The sequence below is a fragment of the Streptomyces fagopyri genome (assembly GCF_009498275.1).
Classification (GTDB): Bacteria; Actinomycetota; Actinomycetes; order Streptomycetales; family Streptomycetaceae; genus Streptomyces; species Streptomyces fagopyri.
Genome location: NZ_CP045643.1, coordinates 6,921,707 through 6,939,494 on the forward strand (window position 1 = coordinate 6,921,707; position 17,788 = coordinate 6,939,494).

Genomic DNA, 17,788 nt, shown 5'->3' on the forward strand with positions numbered 1-17,788 from the left:
CGTCGGCAATTGTCCGCATGGTGGGAACGCGTGTTGCAGTCCTGTGAACGCTCGGCGGCAAACCCGGCCGAGCGGTCGGCCGTAGGCTTCGCCGGGGCCGCCGGCCGAGGACGGGATCGAAGGCCGGCGGCCCGTTCCACACCAGGAGCCGTCATCCTGTGCGGGGCGTGTTCAAGTGGACTGCACCACCGCGCGCGCCGGGAGCGCGCGCGGGGCACCGGCGTGTGCGTCCGATTCACGCGGGGCGCGCGCTCGGCGGCCTCACGCCCCGGGCCGGGGTTCCGCCCGGCGGATCGCGATCACCAGCCGCGTGCGTGCCATTCGGGCAGGTGCGGCCGCTCGGCGCCCAGGGTCGTGTCGTTGCCGTGCCCCGGGTAGACCCAGGTCTCGTCCGGAAGCGGGCCGAAGATCTTCGTCTCCACGTCGTGGATGAGGCTGGCGAACGCCTTCGCGTCCTTGCGTGTGTTGCCCACACCGCCGGGGAACAGGCAGTCCCCGGTGAAGACATGGGGGTGTCCGTGCGGGTCGTCGTAGACGAGGGCGATCGAGCCCGGGGTGTGTCCCACCAGGTGGCGCGCGGTGAGTTCCACACGCCCCACCCGGATCGTGTCGCCGTCGCCGACGAGCACGTCGGTGGGCACCGGGATGCCTTCCGCGTCGTCCCGGCCGGCGTACGTACGGGCGCCGGTGGCCGACACGACCTCGTCGAGCGCCTGCCAGTGGTCGCCGTGCCTGTGGGTGGTGACGACGGAGGCGATGCCGTCGTCGCCGATCAGCGTGAGCAGCGTCGAGGCGTCGTTGGCGGCGTCGATCAGCAGCTGTTCGTCGGTGGCCCGACAGCGCAGCAGATAGGCGTTGTTGTCCATCGGGCCGACCGCGACCTTGGAGATCATCAGGTTCTGCAGCTCGTGCACTTCGGCGGGTCCGCCGACCTTCACCGCTCCGCTGTACGTCATGTCGGTCAGCCTATAGCGGGGGAGCGGGCCCGAGGTCCGTCCCGGCCTACAGGGAGGGGAGCGTCGGCAGCGTTCCGCCCTCGACCCGCAGCGCGGATCCGTCGCGGCGTCCGGAGAGCCAGCCGAGCAGGTCGGCGGCCGGACCACGCACGGAGACCGGGCCGCCCACGGCGCCGCCGCCGGTCGTCCAGACCTGTCCGTCGTCGGTGGCCAGCCCCGTCGACGGCACGTCCTCGTGGCCGCCGAACCGCTCCGCGAGGAAGTGGGTCTCGCGCGTCACGAACTCCGTCGGCAGATCCTCCAGGTCGTACCCGATCCCGAGGTCGACATGGTGCAGCGCGACCTCGACCCACCGCCGGAACGGCACCCGGGCCGCGGTGTCGGTGACCCCGTTGCGCAGCTCCACCGTGCGTGACCAGTCCGCGGGCGCGGCCCCGGCCTCCTGGAAGCGCGCCGAGCTCTCGCGGAGGTCGGCGAGCTGGACGGCCAGGGGGCGCGGGGCGTCCCGTTCGATGTCGGAGTCCCGGGCGTCCCCGGAGACGTACATGGGGCGTCCGTCGAGGACGTTCACCAGTGCGTCCGCGTTGCGGGCGAGGTGGGCGAGCACGTGGCCACGGTTCCAGCCGGGCAACCGTGACGGCTCGGACACGGAAGCGTTGTCCAGTTCGGTGGCTGCGCGGAGCAGTCGTTCGGTCGCGTCACGTACAGACGCCAGGTCGCGCACATGATCCATCATGTGGCCGACCCTAGCCCCGCCACACGTTCGGGTGAAGGTGGTCGGCCGACCCCGTAAATCGAATGCACGTGCTATAAGCTCGGGTGTGGCGTCGGGCATGCTGGAGGGTCCGGGATTGTTGTGAACCGGAGAAAGCAACCGGCGCTGTCAGTGGCTCCCCCTAGTCTGAAAGTGACGGGGGCCCCGCCCCTGTCACTTCTCTCAAGAAAGGTGCGGACCGGCGTGGCCGACCGTCTCATCGTCCGTGGAGCGCGCGAGCACAATCTGAAGAATGTCTCGCTCGACCTCCCGCGCGACTCGCTCATCGTCTTCACGGGCCTGTCGGGGTCGGGCAAGTCCTCGCTGGCCTTCGACACGATCTTCGCCGAGGGGCAGCGGCGTTACGTCGAATCGCTCTCCTCGTACGCCCGGCAGTTCCTCGGCCAGATGGACAAGCCGGACGTCGACTTCATCGAGGGCCTCTCCCCGGCGGTCTCCATCGACCAGAAGTCGACCTCGCGCAACCCGCGCTCGACGGTCGGCACGATCACCGAGGTCTACGACTACCTGCGGCTGCTCTTCGCGCGCATCGGAAAGCCGCACTGCCCCCAGTGCGGCCGCTCCATCACGCGGCAGTCGCCGCAGGCCATCGTCGACAGGGTCCTGGAGCTCCCCGAGGGGAGCCGCTTCCAGGTGCTCTCGCCGCTGGTGAGGGAGCGCAAGGGCGAGTTCGTCGACCTCTTCGCCGACCTCCAGACCAAGGGGTACAGCAGGGCGAGGGTCGACGGTGAGACGATCCAGCTCACCGAGCCGCCCACGCTGAAGAAGCAGGAGAAGCACACCATCGAGGTGGTCATCGACCGCCTCACGGTCAAGGACACCGCCAAGCGCCGGCTCACCGACTCCGTGGAGACCGCCCTCGGTCTCGCCGGCGGCATGGTCGTGCTCGACTTCGTCGACCTCCCGCAGGACGACCCCGAGCGCGAGCGCATGTACTCGGAGCACCTGTACTGCCCCTACGACGACCTCTCCTTCGAGGAGCTGGAGCCCCGCTCCTTCTCCTTCAACTCGCCCTTCGGCGCCTGCCCCGAGTGCAGCGGTATCGGCACGCGCATGGAGGTCGACCCCGAGCTGATCATCCCGGACGAGGACAAGTCGCTCGACGAGGGAGCGATCCACCCCTGGTCGCACGGGCACACCAAGGACTACTTCGGACGCCTCGTCGGAGCCCTCGCGGAGGCGCTGGGATTCCGGACCGACATCCCCTTCGCCGGTCTCCCGCAGCGTGCCAGGAAGGCCCTGCTGTACGGCCACAAGACACAGATCGAAGTGCGCTACCGCAACCGGTACGGGCGCGAGCGGGTCTACACCACGCCCTTCGAAGGAGCCGTCCCCTTCGTCAAGCGGCGGCACAGCGAGGCCGAGAGCGACGCCAGCCGTGAGCGCTTCGAGGGCTACATGCGCGAGGTGCCCTGCCCCACCTGTGAGGGCACACGTCTCAAGCCCCTCATCCTCGCGGTCACGGTCATGGAGAAGTCGATCGCCGAGGTCTCCGCGATGTCGATCAGCGACTGCGCGGACTTCCTGGGCGAGCTGAAGCTGGACGCCCGCGACAAGAAGATCGCCGAACGTGTCCTCAAGGAGGTCAACGAACGGCTGCGCTTCCTGGTCGACGTGGGCCTCGACTACCTCTCGCTCAACCGCGCGGCCGGCACCCTCTCCGGCGGCGAGGCCCAGCGCATCCGGCTGGCCACCCAGATCGGCTCGGGACTCGTCGGCGTCCTGTACGTCCTCGACGAGCCCTCCATCGGTCTGCACCAGCGCGACAACCACCGCCTGATCGAGACCCTCGTCCGGCTGCGCGACATGGGCAACACGCTCATCGTCGTCGAGCACGACGAGGACACCATCAAGGTCGCCGACTGGGTCGTCGACATCGGCCCCGGCGCGGGCGAGCACGGCGGCAAGGTCGTGCACAGCGGCCCCTTGAAGGAGCTGCTCGCCAACACCGAGTCGATGACCGGCCAGTACCTGTCGGGCAAGAGGCAGATCCCGCTCCCGGACATCCGCCGCCCCGCGGACCCCGGCCGCAGCCTCACGGTGCACGGTGCCCGGGAGAACAACCTCCAGGACATCGACGTGTCGTTCCCCCTGGGCGTGCTCACGGCCGTCACGGGTGTCTCGGGTTCCGGCAAGTCCACGCTGGTCAACGACATCCTGTACACGCACCTGGCGCGTGAGCTCAACGGCGCCCGGAGCGTTCCCGGCCGGCACACCCGCGTCGAGGGCGACGACCTGGTCGACAAGGTCGTGCACGTCGACCAGTCGCCGATCGGCCGCACCCCCCGTTCGAACCCGGCGACCTACACCGGGGTCTTCGACCACGTCCGCAGGCTGTTCGCCGAGACGACCGAGGCGAAGGTGCGGGGCTATCTGCCCGGCCGCTTCTCCTTCAACGTCAAGGGCGGACGCTGCGAGAACTGCTCGGGCGACGGCACGATCAAGATCGAGATGAACTTCCTGCCGGACGTCTACGTCCCCTGCGAGGTCTGTCACGGGGCGCGGTACAACCGGGAGACGCTGGAGGTCCACTACAAGGGCAAGTCCATCTCCGAGGTACTGGACATGCCGATCGAGGAGGCCCTCGACTTCTTCGAGGCCGTTCCCGCCATCGCCCGGCACCTCAGGACGCTCAACGACGTCGGTCTCGGCTACGTCAGGCTCGGCCAGTCGGCGCCGACGCTGTCCGGCGGCGAGGCCCAGCGCGTCAAGCTCGCGAGCGAGCTGCAGAAGCGTTCCACGGGACGCACCGTGTACGTGCTGGACGAGCCGACCACCGGTCTGCACTTCGAGGACATCAGCAAGCTCATCACGGTGCTGTCCGGCCTGGTCGACAAGGGCAACACGGTCATCGTCATCGAGCACAACCTCGACGTCATCAAGACCGCCGACTGGGTCGTCGACATGGGCCCCGAAGGAGGCAACGGCGGCGGTCTCGTCGTCGCCGAGGGCACGCCCGAGGAGGTCGCCGGGGTTTCGACCAGCCACACCGGCAAGTTCCTGCGCGAGATCCTGGGAGCCGACCGGATCAGTGACGGCTCCGCCGTGAAGGCCCCCCGGGGGACGGCGGCCAAGAAGGCGGTGGCGGCCAAGACGGCGGCCAGGAAGACGACCACCAAGGCCGTCGACAGCACGGCCACGAAGAAGGCGGCCGCGGCGACGAAGAGCACGGCCACGAAGAGCACGGCGACGAAGAGCACGGCGGCCAAGAAGGCGGCACCCGCGAAGAAGACCACACGGGCGCGCAAGGCCTGACACGTCGGCAGGAGACGGTGCCCCGCGGGAACTCCCCGCGGGGCTCGCGCATTTCTCCGCCGTCCGCCGTCCGCCGTCCGCCGTCCGCCGTCCGCCGTCCGCCCGGTCCACGGTCACCGAGTGGTCACCGCTCGGGGCCCGGACCCGCGCGACGGGCGCGGGCCGGACGCGGGTCGCCGCGGACGTTTCCGCCGACCAGGTTGGTGCTCTGCCGACCAGGTCGGTTCCGGAGGGGACCTGGCGAGGATTTCAGGGGGCGTCGAGTTCGGCGGCGTACGGCGGTTCCGCGCCCGCGCGCGAGCAGGTGACCGCCGCCGCGCGGGCCGCGAACCGCAGCAGCTCGGTCCAGTCCTCGGCGTTCAGGTCCGTCAGGGCGCCCGGGGAGAGCGCGTCCCGCGCGGCCAGGCCGTGCAGCAGGGCCGCGTTCACCGTGTCACCGGCGCCGATGGTGTCCACGACCTCGACCGGTTCACCGGGCACGGAGTGGACGCCACCGCCCCGGGTGAACACCGTCAGACCGTCGCCGCCCCGGGTGATCACGACGGCCGCGGGACCGGACGCCAGCCACTCGCCCGGGGTGCCGCCCAGCCATCGCGCGTCCTCCTCGGAGAGCTTGAGGAGCGACACGGAAGGAAGCCAGCTCTTGAAACGGGCGCGGTAGGCGTCCGCGTCGGGGATAAGGCCCGCCCGGACGTTCGGGTCGAGCGCGGTGAACACACCCCGCGCGGCCGCGTTCCGCAGCAGTGCCTCGTAAGCGCTCGCGCCGGGTTCCAGGACCAGGGAGACCGTGCCGAAGGACACCGCCCGCACGGCGTCGGGAAGCCGGTCCGGTGTGGTGAACAGGCGGTCCGCCGTGCCTTCGACGTAGAAGGAGTACGCGGCCGATCCGTCCTCGGCGACGGTGGCGACCGCCAGCGTCGTCGGCTCCGCGCCGCGCTGTACGCGGGACACGTCGACGCGCGCCTCGCGCAGCCCGTCCAGCAGCGCCTCTCCGAAGGCGTCGTTCGAGACACGGGAGCAGAAGACGGTGGGGGAGCCGAGGCGGCCCAGCGCCACGGCGGTGTTGTAGGGGCCGCCGCCTCGTGCGGGCCGCAGGTGCACGAGCGCGCCCGCACCCTGCGGCACCAGGTCGATCAGGGCCTCACCGGCGACGACGATCACGACAGGGATCCTTTCGCGGAACTCTCGGAACTCTCGGAACTCTCGGGGCGGAGGGTCTCGGCGCAGCCGCACGAGCCGCGGTGCACGAAGGCACACGGGAGCCGGACCGTCCGGCCGGGCAGCTCCGGCTCGGCAAGCCGTTCCAGGAGCAGCCGGACGGCCTGGTCGCCGATCTCCTTGCTGGGCTGGGAGATCACGGTCAGCCGGGGCGCGAACAGGTCCGCCCAGGCGAAGTCGTCGAAGCAGCACAGCGCCAGGTCGTCCGGTACGGACAGGCCGCGCTCGCGCAGGGTGCGCAGCGCGCCGATGGTCATCGCGTTGTTCGCGGTGACGAGAGCGGTGGGCGGCGCGCCGAGGGAGAGCAGAGCCCCGGTGGCGCGCTCGGCCGCATCCGTCACGGAGTCCCCGTGCGCCACGAGCCGTTCGTCGTACGGGAGCCCGGCCCCCGCGAGGCCGTGGCGGTAGCCGGAGATCCGCTCGGTGGTGGTGCTCAGGCCCGACAGCCCGGCGACGAGTCCGATGCGCCGGTGGCCGCGCTCGGCGAGATGGGTGACCAGTCGCGCCATGGGGGCGGCGTTCTCGGTGCAGACCTGGTCGAAGGCGAAGGAGTGGCCGGCCGGGGCCTCGACCAGGCGGTCCAGGAAGACGGTCGGAACCTTGTGGCGGCCGAGGTAGCGCAGCAGCGCGTCGGGGTCCGCCGAGGGCGCGACGATCAGCCCGTCGACACGCCGCTCGTGCAACAGCTGGACGACCTTCCGCTCGTGCCGGGGGTCGTCGTGCGGGTCGGCGAGGAGCAGGCCGTAGCCCTGTTCCAGGGCGCGCGCCTCGACGCCCTGGAGGATGTCCGTGAAGTACGGGTTGCTGATCGCGGACACCGCGAGGCCGATGGACCGGGTGCGCGAGGTGACCAGCGAACGCGCCAGGGCGTTCGGCGTGTAGCCGAGCGCGTCGACGGCGTCGAGGACGGCCTGACGTGTGTGGGGCAGCACCGGGCGCGTGTCGTTGAGGACGTGGGAGACGGTCGCCACGGACACACCCGCGCGTGCCGCCACGTCGACCATCGTCGCCATCGCCCAGCCCTTCCCCGCCGTGGCCCTTCCCGGGCGGGAACCTATCGCACGCGGCGACGGACGTAAACGGTTGCGCAAACGTTTACGTCCTCGGGAGAGCGCGTCCCCCGCCCCGCTCGGGGGCGAGCGATCCGTACCGGTATCGTCGAGGCGCATCCAGCCCCGACCAGTGGAGACGCCATGCCCGGCCGCCGTACCGTCCTGCGAGGAGCGGCTCTCGCCCCCGTCGCCGGGATCGCCCTCACCGCCTGCTCCGGTGGCGGCGGCGGGACGCCGGCGACGCCGACCGCGCCCGTCGACCTGGGTGCCGAGAGCGAGATCGCCAAGGGCGGCGCGAAGCTGTACCGGGACCGGAACGTCGTGGTCAGCCGCGCCGGGGACGGCTCCCTCAGGGCCTTCAGCACGATCTGTACGCACGCCGGGTGCGCCATCGACAGGCTGCGGGGGACGACGCTCGTCTGCCCGTGCCACGGCAGCGAGTTCGACGCGACGTCGGGCAAGGTGCTGCGGGCACCGGCCACCGCGCCGCTGAAGGAACTGCCCGTGGAGGCGAAGGACGGGAAGATCGTCGCGGGTCCCGGCGCCTGATCACCGCGGACGCGGCGACCGGATCACTCCCAGTCCCAGCCGATCCCCACGATGCCCGACCGCACCCGCGGCTCGACGAGGTGCACCGAGCGGTGGTGCCCGCTCAGCGGAAGCTCCTGGCGACCGCTGCGAGGTGCCGCGGGCGAGTGCTGGGTGAAGCGGTGGCAGCGCACCGGCAGCGCGTCCTCGGCGAAGCCCACCTGGAGGGCGTACTGCCCGCCCGCGAAGCTGAACCCGCGCACGTACTCGCTGGACGCGCCCGCCGTGCCGTCCTCGAAGGCGTAGCGGAAGAGGAACGTGTCGCCGGCGCGCAGCCGGGTGTCGAAGAGCAGCTCGGCGACCAGCACCCCGGTGTCACGGTGCCATCGCACCCGGCCCGTACGGCAGTTCTCCAGGGCGTGGACCCCGGTGCGGTCAGGAGCGCAGCCCGGATCGCCATGGTGGATGGCCACATAGCGGTCCACCCCGTCTCTGTGGGCGCGGACTATGTGCTGTGACTCGCGGGCCACGAGTTCGCGGTGCGCGCCGATCCGCACGCGTTCGTGGTGGCCGATCGTGTGCAGTCCGCCGTCGAGCGTCGACTCCAGCTCCGCCAGCAATTCCTCCAGGACACCGGAGGCCTCCACCAGGGAACGGTACGAGCGGCCCCCGGGACGCTGCGGTTCGGAGCGTTCGTCGGCCCTGGTGAGGAGCCGGATCAGGGACTCGTCGGGGAGCTGGAGGATCTCCTCCAGGGCGCGTACGGCTCGCAGCGACTCGGGGCGCTGCGGGCGTCGCGCCCCCTGCTGCCAGTAGCTCAGACTGGTCACCCCGACCTTCACCCCGTACCGCGAGAGATGGTGCTGGACGCGCTGCAGGGGCAGGCCGCGTGCGGTGATCGCGGCGCGCAGCGCGATATGGAAGGGGCCGCCCGCGAGGGCCGTCTCCAGTTCCGCCGTGGCGACGTCCGCGTGCTGTGTGCCGTGCCGCATGCAGGGGCCTTTCTGTGGAGTTCACAACGGCTGGTCAGACCGTCGCGTGAGGGTTCCCGGGGACGCTCGGCCGGCGCGTGGGTCCGGTTCACACGCGCCTGTCGCCGTCCACGCCCCCGAGTTCCCCCGCATTGAAGCGTGTTGACCAAGTCCCGACAACACCTGATGCCCAACACGGCGGGCCCCGTGGCGCGGATGCGTTCGTCCGCCGCGACCGCCCGGCCCGCCGACAGGGCCGGGGGAGGCCGAGGAGCTCCCGGGCGCACGTCCGGCCGGAGCCGACTTCGGCGGGAACGCGCGGGCCGGGCCGGTCACGGTCGGCGGCGGATCGCCGGGAGCGCGTCACGGTCGTGGTCGGGTGCCTCAGGGGCACCGGCCCGGGTGCCGTCCGGCTTCCGGTACCGATCCTGGACCGCCGCCCCGCCCCGCCCCGCCCCGCCCCGCCCCGCCCCGTCCCGTCCCGAAACGGCCCGCCCCGCCCCGGCCTCGCGGCCGCGTGTCCGGCGTTCGGGGCGCCCCGGCATCCTCGGGGCTCCCCGTGCCTGCCTCCGTGCCCCCGCGCCCCATGCCCCCGCGCCCCCGTACCTCCGTACCTTCGCGCCTCCGTACCTCCGCGCCTCCGCGCCCCCGAGCCCCCGCGTTCCCGGCGTCCCGGCCGGGGCCCCGGGCGCCGCCCGGTTCGTCCACAGACGGGCCGGGAGGCCGTCACGGTGTCACCCCGCGCCAGTAGGGTGTGTGGCATGGCCGACCCCTCCAGCTACCGCCCCAAGCCGGGACAGATCCCGGACTCTCCAGGGGTGTACAAGTTCCGCGACGAGCACCGCCGGGTGATCTACGTCGGGAAGGCGAAGAGCCTGCGCCAGCGCCTGGCCAGTTACTTCCAGGACCTGACGAACCTCCACCCCCGCACCCGCACCATGGTCACCACGGCGGCGTCCGTGGAGTGGACGGTGGTGTCCACGGAGGTCGAGGCGCTCCAGCTGGAGTACTCCTGGATCAAGGAGTTCGACCCCCGGTTCAACGTCAAGTACCGCGACGACAAGAGCTACCCCTACCTCGCGGTGACCATGAACGAGGAGTTCCCGCGCGTCCAGGTGATGCGCGGCCACAAGCGCAAGGGCGTGCGCTACTTCGGGCCGTACGGGCACGCGTGGGCGATCCGCGACACCGTGGACCTGCTGCTGCGCGTCTTTCCCGTGCGCACCTGCTCCGCCGGCGTGTTCAAGAACGCCGCCCGCACCGGTCGGCCCTGCCTGCTCGGGTACATCGGCAAGTGCTCCGCCCCCTGCGTCGGGCGCGTCACCGCCGAGGAGCACCGCGAACTGGCCGAGGAGTTCAGCGACTTCATGGCCGGTCGCACCGGGACGTACATCCGCCGCCTCGAGCAGCGGATGACGGACGCGGCCGAGGAGATGGAGTACGAGCGGGCGGCCCGTCTGCGCGACGACATCGAGGCCCTGAAGAAGGCCATGGAGAAGAACGCGGTCGTCCTCGCCGACGCGACCGACGCCGATCTGATGGCCGTCGCCGAGGACGAGCTGGAAGCCGCCGTGCAGATCTTCCACGTACGCGGCGGCCGGGTGCGCGGGCAGCGCGGCTGGGTCACCGACAAGGTGGAGGCCGTCACCACCGGTGACCTGGTCGAGCACGCGCTCCAGCAGCTCTACGGGGAGGAGACGGGCGACACCGTCCCCAAGGAGGTGCTCGTCCCGGCGCTGCCCGACCTGGTGGAGCCCGTCCAGGAGTGGCTCGCCGCGCGCCGCGGGTCGAACGTCTCCCTGCGCATCCCGCAGCGCGGCGACAAGAAGGCGCTCATGGAGACCGTGCAGCGCAACGCGCTCCAGGCGCTCGCCCTGCACAAGACCAAGCGCGCCTCCGACCTCACCACCCGCTCCCGGGCCCTGGAGGAGATCGCCGAGGCCCTCGTCCTGGACAGCGCGCCGCTGCGGATCGAGTGCTACGACATCTCGCACCTCCAGGGCGACGACGTGGTGGCGTCGATGGTGGTCTTCGAGGACGGACTGCAGCGCAAGGGCGAGTACCGCCGCTTCCAGATCAAGGGCTTCGCGGGCCAGGACGACGTCCGGTCCATGCACGAGGTGATCACCCGCCGGTTCAGGCGCTACCTCGCCGAGAAGGAGCGCACCGGCGAATGGACGGACGGCGAGTCCGAGGGGGCGGGCGACGGGGAGCACTCCTTCACCGAGGAGGACGGCCGCCCCAAGCGCTTCGCGTACCCCCCGCAGCTGGTCGTCGTCGACGGCGGCCGGCCGCAGGTCGCGGCCGCCCGGAGGGCCCTCGACGAGCTGGGCATCGACGACATCGCCGTCTGCGGCCTGGCCAAGCGGCTGGAGGAGGTCTGGCTGCCGCACGACGACGACCCGGTGGTCCTGCCGCGCAGCAGTGAGGGCCTGTACCTGCTCCAGCGCGTCCGTGACGAGGCCCACCGCTTCGCCATCACCTACCAGCGCGCCAAACGGGCCAAGCGGTTCAAGGCGAGCCCGCTGGACGAGGTCCCGGGCCTCGGCGAGACACGCAAACAGGCGCTGATCAAGCACTTCGGTTCTGTGAAAAAGCTGCGATCCGCGACAATCGACCAGATCTGCGAGATTCCCGGCATAGGCCGCAAGACGGCCGAGGCGATCGCCGTGGCCCTCGCCCAGGCGGCTCCGGCCGCACCCGCCGTGAACACGGCGACTGGAGAGATCATGGAAGACGGGGAGCCCGGGACGACTCCGGACTCCCCGGAGGAGTCCGTGTCCGCGGGCGCCTCGTACGAGCGACGGGGGCAGGAGACATGAGCGACAACGAACGACAGGACCGACAAGAGGACGCCCCGCAGGGCGCCGACGCGACACAGGGAACACAGGAAGACACGACGACGGAGACGGCCACCGACACCGCCATCCCCGAACTGGTGATCATCTCCGGGATGTCCGGAGCGGGCCGGTCGACGGCGGCCAAGTGCCTGGAGGACCTCGGCTGGTTCGTCGTGGACAACCTGCCGCCCGCCCTGATCCCCACCATGGTGGAGCTCGGCGCCCGCTCCCAGGGCAACGTGGCCCGGATCGCGGTCGTCGTCGACGTACGCGGCCGCCGCTTCTTCGACAACCTCCGCGAGTCCCTCGCCGACCTGGAGTCGAAGCACGTCACCCGGCGGATCGTCTTCCTGGAGTCCTCCGACGAGGTCCTGGTGCGCCGCTTCGAGTCCGTGCGCCGCCCGCACCCCCTCCAGGGCGACGGCCGCATCGTCGACGGCATCGACGCCGAACGCGAGCTGCTGCGCGAGCTGCGCGGCGACGCCGACCTGGTCATCGACACCTCCAGCCTGAACGTCCACGAGCTGCGCGCCAAGATGGACGCCCAGTTCGCCGGCGAGGAGGAGCCCGAGCTGCGGGCCACCGTCATGTCCTTCGGCTTCAAGTACGGCCTCCCCGTGGACGCCGACCTCGTCGTGGACATGCGCTTCCTGCCGAACCCCCACTGGGTACCGGAGCTGCGCCCCTACACCGGCCTCAACGAGGAGGTGGCGGCCTATGTCTTCAACCAGCCCGGCGCCAAGGAGTTCCTCGACCGCTACGCCGAGCTGCTCCAGCTGATCGCCGCCGGCTACCGCCGCGAGGGCAAGCGCTACGTGACGATCGCGGTCGGCTGCACCGGCGGCAAGCACCGTTCCGTCGCCACCTCCGAGAAGCTCGCCGCCCGCCTCGCCTCGCAGGGCGTGGAGACCGTGGTCGTCCACCGGGACATGGGACGCGAATGACGGGACGTGCCGCACTGCGGCTCAGCAGGCTGCGGAGGATCACCGCGGAGGGACAGGGCGGCAGGCCCGCCGAGGCGCGCGGCGCGAAGCCGCGCCGTCGCGGTGCCCAGCCCAAGGTCGTCGCCCTGGGCGGCGGCATGGGCCTGTCCGCCTCGCTCGCCGCGCTGCGGCGGATCACCGGGGACCTCACCGCCGTCGTCACCGTGGCCGACGACGGCGGCTCCAGCGGCCGCCTGCGCGACGAGCTGGGCGTGCTTCCCCCCGGTGACCTGCGCAAAGCCCTGGCGGCGCTGTGCGGCGACGACGACTGGGGCCAGACCTGGGCCCGCGTCATCCAGCACCGCTTCCAGTCCAAGGGCGACCTGCACGAGCACGCGGTCGGCAATCTGCTGATCGTCGCCCTGTGGGAACAGCTCGGCGACCACGTCCAGGCCCTGGACCTGGTCGGCAGGCTGCTGGGCGCGCACGGCCGGGTGCTGCCCATGTCGGCCGTGCCCCTGGAACTGCAGGCCCTGGTCAAGGGGCACCGGCCGGAGCGACCCGACGAGGTCGATACGGTCCGCGGGCAGGCCACCGTGGCCCTCACCCCGGGCGAGGTGCAGTCCGTGCACGTCGTGCCGCACGACCCGCCCGCCGTCCCCGAGGCCGTGGCGGCCGTCCTCGACGCGGACTGGGTGGTGCTGGGTCCCGGCTCCTGGTTCTCGTCGGTGATCCCGCACCTTCTCGTCCCCGAGCTGCTGGATGCCCTCACGCAGACGAAGGCCCGCCGGGTACTCTCCCTGAACCTCGCCCCGCAGCCCGGAGAAACCGAGGGCTTCTCTCCGCAGCGTCATTTGGAGGTTTTGGGACGACACGCCCCTAAACTCGCCCTGGACGTGGTGCTGGCCGACGAGGCCGCCGTGCCCGACCGCGACTCACTGACCGATGCCGCCAAGCGGCTCGGCGCCGCGGTCGAGCTGGCGCCGGTGGCCCGGACCGATGGATCTCCGCGGCACGACCCGGAGCTGTTGGCCGCCGCGTACGACCGTATTTTTCGGATGCATGGAAGGATCGGCCCATGGCGATGACGGCAGCGGTGAAGGATGAGATCTCCCGGCTTCCCGTCACCCGGACCTGCTGCAGAAAGGCGGAGGTCTCCGCCATTCTGCGGTTCGCGGGCGGCCTTCACCTGGTGAGCGGCCGGATCGTGATCGAGGCGGAGCTCGACACCGCGATGGCGGCACGTCGGCTGAAACGGGACATCCTGGAGATCTTCGGCCACAGTTCCGAACTGATCGTGATGGCGCCCGGCGGGCTGCGCCGCGGCTCCCGCTACGTCGTGCGCGTCGTGGCGGGCGGCGACCAGCTGGCCCGCCAGACGGGGCTCGTGGACGGCCGTGGACGCCCGATCAGGGGCCTTCCGCCGCAGGTGGTCTCGGGGGCCACCTGCGACGCGGAGGCGGCCTGGCGGGGAGCCTTCCTGGCGCACGGCTCGCTGACCGAGCCGGGCCGCTCCTCCTCGCTGGAGGTGACCTGCCCGGGCCCGGAGGCCGCGCTCGCACTGGTCGGCGCCGCCCGCCGGCTGTCGATCGCGGCGAAGGCCCGCGAGGTGCGCGGCGTGGACCGGGTGGTCGTACGGGACGGGGACGCGATCGGCGCGCTGCTGACCCGCCTCGGCGCCCACGAGTCCGTGCTGGCCTGGGAGGAGCGGCGGATGCGCCGCGAGGTCCGCGCCACGGCCAACCGGCTCGCCAACTTCGACGACGCCAACCTGCGCCGCTCCGCGCGCGCGGCCGTCGCCGCCGGGGCGCGCGTGCAGCGCGCCCTGGAGATCCTCGCCGACGAGGTGCCGGAACACCTCGCCGCGGCCGGACGGCTGCGCATGGAGCACAAGCAGGCCTCCCTGGAGGAGCTGGGCGCGCTCGCCGACCCGCCGCTGACCAAGGACGCCGTCGCGGGCCGTATCCGGCGGCTGCTGGCCATGGCCGACAAACGGGCACAGGACCTGGGAATCCCGGGTACGGAGTCCAACCTCACCGAGGAGATGGCGGACAACCTCGCGGGCTGACCGGCCCGATGAGCCGCCAGAATTCCAACACGCCGGTGCCGATGCCCACTTGGGACATCGGCACCGGCGTTTGCCTGTCTGTGAGGCACCCTTGACTTGACCATGAAGTGTCATGAGCCTGGCATCTGTTCGCCACTGTGGCGGACACATGCAAGGGGGGCTCATGAGACGAAGAGCGAGAGCGATCCTCGCTGCGGGCGCACTCCTGTTGGGCGGCGCGGGCATGGCGCCCGTCGCCCAGGCGCAGAACGGGAGTTCGGCCGAACCCGACGTGAACGCCGTGAAGGTGTTCCACGCGGAGGTCACGAAGCAGCAGATACCCCTGCTGCTCGCGGCCGGGCAGGACGGCCACGAACTCGGTGACCAGAGCGCGAAGAACGGCAAGAGCGCGGTCGAGGTCTATCTGACCGACAAGCAGGCCCGGAAGCTGGAGAAGCAGGGCGTCGAGCTCAAAGAGCACACACTTTCGGCCAGGACCGAGGCGCGCGTCGAGGGCGCGGCCCAGGGCGTGTTCCGGCCGTACAGCGGAAAGGGCAATCTCCAGGAGGAGATCGTCAGGACCGGCGCGGCCCATCCCGACCTCACCAAGGTCGTCTCCATCGGCAAGACCCTCAACGGCCAGGACATCCTCGCGCTGAAGCTGACCAAGGGCGCGAAGAAGACGAAGGACGGCTCCAAGCCGTCGGTGCTCTACATGTCCAACCAGCACGCCCGCGAGTGGATCACGCCCGAGATGACCCGGCGCCTGATGCACTACTACCTGGACAACTACTCCACGGACAAGCGCGTCAAGAAGATCGTGGACTCGACCGAACTGTGGTTCGTGCTGTCGGCCAACCCGGACGGCTACGACTACACGTTCAAGGGCGAGGACGAGCGCCAGTGGCGCAAGAACCTGCGGGACGTGAACGGCGACGGCGCCATCTCCACCGGTGACGGCGTCGACCTCAACCGCAACTTCGCCTACAAGTGGGGCTACGACGACGAGGGTTCGTCCCCCAACCCCACCAGCGAGACCTACCGCGGCGCGAGCCCCAACTCCGAGCCCGAGACCAGGGCCCTCGACGCCTTCGAGAAGCGCGTCGGCTTCAGGTACGGCATCAACTACCACTCCGCGGCCGAACTGCTCCTCTACGGAGTGGGCTGGCAGGTGGCGACGCCGACCCCGGACGACGTGCTCTACAAGTCGCTCGCCGGAACCCCCGAGAACTCGGCGATCCCCGGATACCACCCGCAGGTCTCCTCGGAGCTCTACACCACCAACGGTGAGGCGGACGGCCACGCGGGCAACGTCAACGGCATGGCGATGTTCACCCCCGAGATGTCGACCTGCCAGACGGCGTCGAACCTCGACCCGAACGACGCCTGGAACGCGGCGGACTGCGCCTCGGTCTTCACCTTCCCGGACGACAAGAAGCTGATCGAGCAGGAGTTCGAGAAGAACGTCCCGTTCGCGCTCTCCGTCGCCGAGTCCGCCGCCCACCCCGACCAGCCCGTCTCCTCGGTCGGCATCGACGCGCCCGACTTCACCCCCGCCACGTTCACCACGTCGTACTCCCGCGGGGCCGACCAGGAGGTCTCCGTCGTCGTCCGCAAGTCCGTGCGCGACAAGGAGCTCAAGTACCGCGTCAACGGCGGCCGAACGCACGACATGACGCTCAGGCCCTGGCGCGGCGGCGAGACCTACGGCGGCGCGGACAACCTCTACTTCGACGAGTACCGCGCCAAGGTCAAGGACGGAGACCGCGGCGACAAGGTCGAGGTCTGGTTCACCGGTGAGACCAGGAGCGGCAAGAAGACCTCCAGCACGCACTTCACCTACACCGTGGCCGAACGGCCCGCGGCCGACACCCTCGTCGTCGCCGAGGAGGGCGCGGCCGCCACACAGTCCCAGGCGTACGTCGACGCCCTGAAGGCCAACGGGAAGAAGTCCCTCGTCTGGGACGTGGCCACCCTCGGCGCGCCCGACGCGCTCGGCGTGCTCGACCACTTCAGGACGGTCGTCCACTACACCGGAGCGGTACGGCCCGCGAACGCCACCCAGGTCCAGCTGCGCGCCTTCCTCAACGAGGGCGGGAAGCTGATCGAGGCGGGCGAGCAGGCCGGCGGCAACGTCGACCTCGGCGGAGGCAACCTCTCCAACGACTTCAGCCAGTACTACCTCGGCGCCTACTCCCGTACGTCCACCCCGGGAGCCAACGGCTTCACCGGCTCCGGCAGGCTCGCCGGATTCACCGGGGCGCTCGGGAACGCGCCCGGCAACCCGCTGAACACCGCGGGCACCTACGGCGTCACCTCGGACTCGCTGCCCGCCGCCCAGTACCCGCAGTTCGCCTCCAGCGCGGGCGCCGGCCAGTTCGCCGGCACCGTCAACCCCTACGGGCCCTACGCCGGCTCGTTCATGGCCGCCGCGGTGCACACCGACGACGCCTACAAGCGACTCACCCGCACCATCGACCTCACCGGCGTCAGCGCCGCCGCAAAGCCGGCGCTGCGCACCCAACTCCTGTGGGACACGGAGCCCGGCTACGACCACGCGATCGTCGAGATCCACACCATCGGGGCCGACGACTGGACGACACTGCCCGAGGCGGGCGGCGCCACCAGCGGCGAGGTGCCCGCGGAGTGCGAGGCCGGGTTCCTGGTCCACGAGCACCCCTGGCTCAAGCACTACCTGACCGTCAACGCGTCCGGCTGCGCCAACTCCGGTACCAGCGGCGCCTGGAACAGTCTCACCGGCGCCTCCAGCGGCTGGCAGCAGGTCGCCTTCGACCTGAGCGCGTACGCCGGGAAGTCGGTGGAGGTGTCCCTGAGCTACATCACCGACCCGAGCAGCGGGGGCCACGGCGTCCTCGCCGACGACACCTCCCTCGTCGTCGCCGGGACGGCCACCGAGACCGAGGGCTACGAGACGTCCCTCGGCCCCTGGAGCGCCGCCGGACCGCCCCCGGGCAGCCCGGCCGTCCTCAAGGACTGGGCGCGCTACGGAGAACTGTTCAAGACGTACGGGGGGATCACCACCGGTGACACCGTGCTGCTGGGCTTCGGCCTGGAGCACGTCACCGCGGCGGCCGACCGCGCGGCACTCCTGGGGAAGGCGCTCACGGCTCTGAAGAGCTGATTCCGGGCGACTGCCTCGTCAACATCGAGGGTGTTCCGTACCCCTACTGGTGGGTACGGAACACCCTGCCGTGTATGGGGC

12 protein-coding genes are annotated in these 17,788 nt (G+C 71.1%); 7 read left to right on the plus strand and 5 right to left on the minus strand.

All coding sequences use genetic code 11. The features are described 5' to 3' along the window. Window positions 1-299: 299 nt before the first annotated feature. Window positions 300-956 (minus strand): MBL fold metallo-hydrolase, encoded by a 657-nt coding sequence (locus GFH48_RS29890; RefSeq protein WP_153291208.1) that lies wholly within the window; start codon window positions 954-956, stop codon window positions 300-302. A gap of 46 nt (window positions 957-1,002) precedes the next feature. Then, on the minus strand, window positions 1,003-1,692 hold the full coding sequence (locus tag GFH48_RS29895) for a maleylpyruvate isomerase family mycothiol-dependent enzyme (protein ID WP_153291209.1): 690 nt from the start codon (window positions 1,690-1,692) through the stop codon (window positions 1,003-1,005). A 222-nt stretch (window positions 1,693-1,914) separates the two neighbouring features. Between GFH48_RS29895 and uvrA the strand changes: the two genes are divergently transcribed. After that, a complete protein-coding gene (gene uvrA / locus GFH48_RS29900; RefSeq protein ID WP_153291210.1) occupies window positions 1,915-4,986 on the plus strand; it encodes an excinuclease ABC subunit UvrA in 3,072 nt (1,023 codons plus the stop codon). 249 nt (window positions 4,987-5,235) lie between these two features. Here uvrA and GFH48_RS29905 read toward each other — a convergent pair whose 3' ends face one another. Beyond that, window positions 5,236-6,147: a carbohydrate kinase family protein gene (locus GFH48_RS29905; RefSeq protein WP_153291211.1), complete on the minus strand. Its 912-nt coding sequence runs from the start codon at window positions 6,145-6,147 to the stop codon at window positions 5,236-5,238. Next, entirely contained in the window at window positions 6,144-7,217 is a 1,074-nt protein-coding gene (locus tag GFH48_RS29910) for a LacI family DNA-binding transcriptional regulator (protein ID WP_153291212.1), read from the minus strand. Before GFH48_RS29910 ends, GFH48_RS29905 begins: the two co-directional genes overlap by 4 nt. Before the next feature lie 180 nt (window positions 7,218-7,397). Between GFH48_RS29910 and GFH48_RS29915 the strand changes: the two genes are divergently transcribed. After that, window positions 7,398-7,805, plus strand: coding sequence for a Rieske (2Fe-2S) protein (locus GFH48_RS29915; RefSeq protein ID WP_153291213.1), 408 nt, complete (start codon window positions 7,398-7,400; stop codon window positions 7,803-7,805). A 23-nt stretch (window positions 7,806-7,828) separates the two neighbouring features. Here GFH48_RS29915 and GFH48_RS29920 read toward each other — a convergent pair whose 3' ends face one another. Beyond that, window positions 7,829-8,776, minus strand: coding sequence for a hypothetical protein (locus GFH48_RS29920; RefSeq protein WP_153291214.1), 948 nt, complete (start codon window positions 8,774-8,776; stop codon window positions 7,829-7,831). Between the two features lie 740 nt (window positions 8,777-9,516). Between GFH48_RS29920 and uvrC the strand changes: the two genes are divergently transcribed. The 5 genes from uvrC (at window position 9,517) to GFH48_RS29945 (ending at window position 17,707) form a co-directional block, all read left to right on the plus strand. Beyond that, window positions 9,517-11,577: an excinuclease ABC subunit UvrC gene (gene uvrC, locus GFH48_RS29925; protein ID WP_153291215.1), complete on the plus strand. Its 2,061-nt coding sequence runs from the start codon at window positions 9,517-9,519 to the stop codon at window positions 11,575-11,577. After that, entirely contained in the window at window positions 11,574-12,539 is a 966-nt protein-coding gene (gene rapZ / locus GFH48_RS29930) for an RNase adapter RapZ (RefSeq protein ID WP_153291216.1), read from the plus strand. The genes uvrC and rapZ overlap by 4 nt, the downstream gene beginning before the upstream one ends. Next, window positions 12,536-13,606 carry a gluconeogenesis factor YvcK family protein gene (locus GFH48_RS29935; RefSeq protein ID WP_153291217.1) on the plus strand — a complete coding sequence of 357 codons (1,071 nt, stop codon included), beginning with the start codon at window positions 12,536-12,538 and terminating at the stop codon, window positions 13,604-13,606. Before rapZ ends, GFH48_RS29935 begins: the two co-directional genes overlap by 4 nt. Next, window positions 13,597-14,586: a DNA-binding protein WhiA gene (gene whiA, locus GFH48_RS29940; protein WP_010987695.1), complete on the plus strand. Its 990-nt coding sequence runs from the start codon at window positions 13,597-13,599 to the stop codon at window positions 14,584-14,586. The genes GFH48_RS29935 and whiA overlap by 10 nt, the downstream gene beginning before the upstream one ends. Window positions 14,587-14,749: 163 nt before the next feature. Next, the gene (locus tag GFH48_RS29945; RefSeq protein WP_153291218.1) at window positions 14,750-17,707 is read left to right on the plus strand and encodes a M14 family metallopeptidase; all 2,958 of its coding nucleotides are present in this window, start codon (window positions 14,750-14,752) and stop codon (window positions 17,705-17,707) included. Window positions 17,708-17,788 lie beyond the last annotated feature (81 nt).

Bases quoted from the DNA above. Each gene is read 5' to 3' on its own strand.
- GFH48_RS29890 (WP_153291208.1), bottom strand. From the start codon at position 956: ATGACGTACAGCGGAGCGGTGAAGGTCGGCGGACCCGCCGAAGTGCAC.
- GFH48_RS29895 (WP_153291209.1), bottom strand. From the start codon at position 1,692: ATGATGGATCATGTGCGCGACCTGGCGTCTGTACGTGACGCGACCGAA.
- GFH48_RS29910 (WP_153291212.1), bottom strand. From the start codon at position 7,217: ATGGCGACGATGGTCGACGTGGCGGCACGCGCGGGTGTGTCCGTGGCG.
- GFH48_RS29915 (WP_153291213.1), top strand. From the start codon at position 7,398: ATGCCCGGCCGCCGTACCGTCCTGCGAGGAGCGGCTCTCGCCCCCGTC.
- GFH48_RS29920 (WP_153291214.1), bottom strand. From the start codon at position 8,776: ATGCGGCACGGCACACAGCACGCGGACGTCGCCACGGCGGAACTGGAG.
- uvrC (WP_153291215.1), top strand. From the start codon at position 9,517: ATGGCCGACCCCTCCAGCTACCGCCCCAAGCCGGGACAGATCCCGGAC.
- rapZ (WP_153291216.1), top strand. From the start codon at position 11,574: ATGAGCGACAACGAACGACAGGACCGACAAGAGGACGCCCCGCAGGGC.
- GFH48_RS29935 (WP_153291217.1), top strand. From the start codon at position 12,536: ATGACGGGACGTGCCGCACTGCGGCTCAGCAGGCTGCGGAGGATCACC.
- whiA (WP_010987695.1), top strand. From the start codon at position 13,597: ATGGCGATGACGGCAGCGGTGAAGGATGAGATCTCCCGGCTTCCCGTC.
- GFH48_RS29945 (WP_153291218.1), top strand. From the start codon at position 14,750: ATGAGACGAAGAGCGAGAGCGATCCTCGCTGCGGGCGCACTCCTGTTG.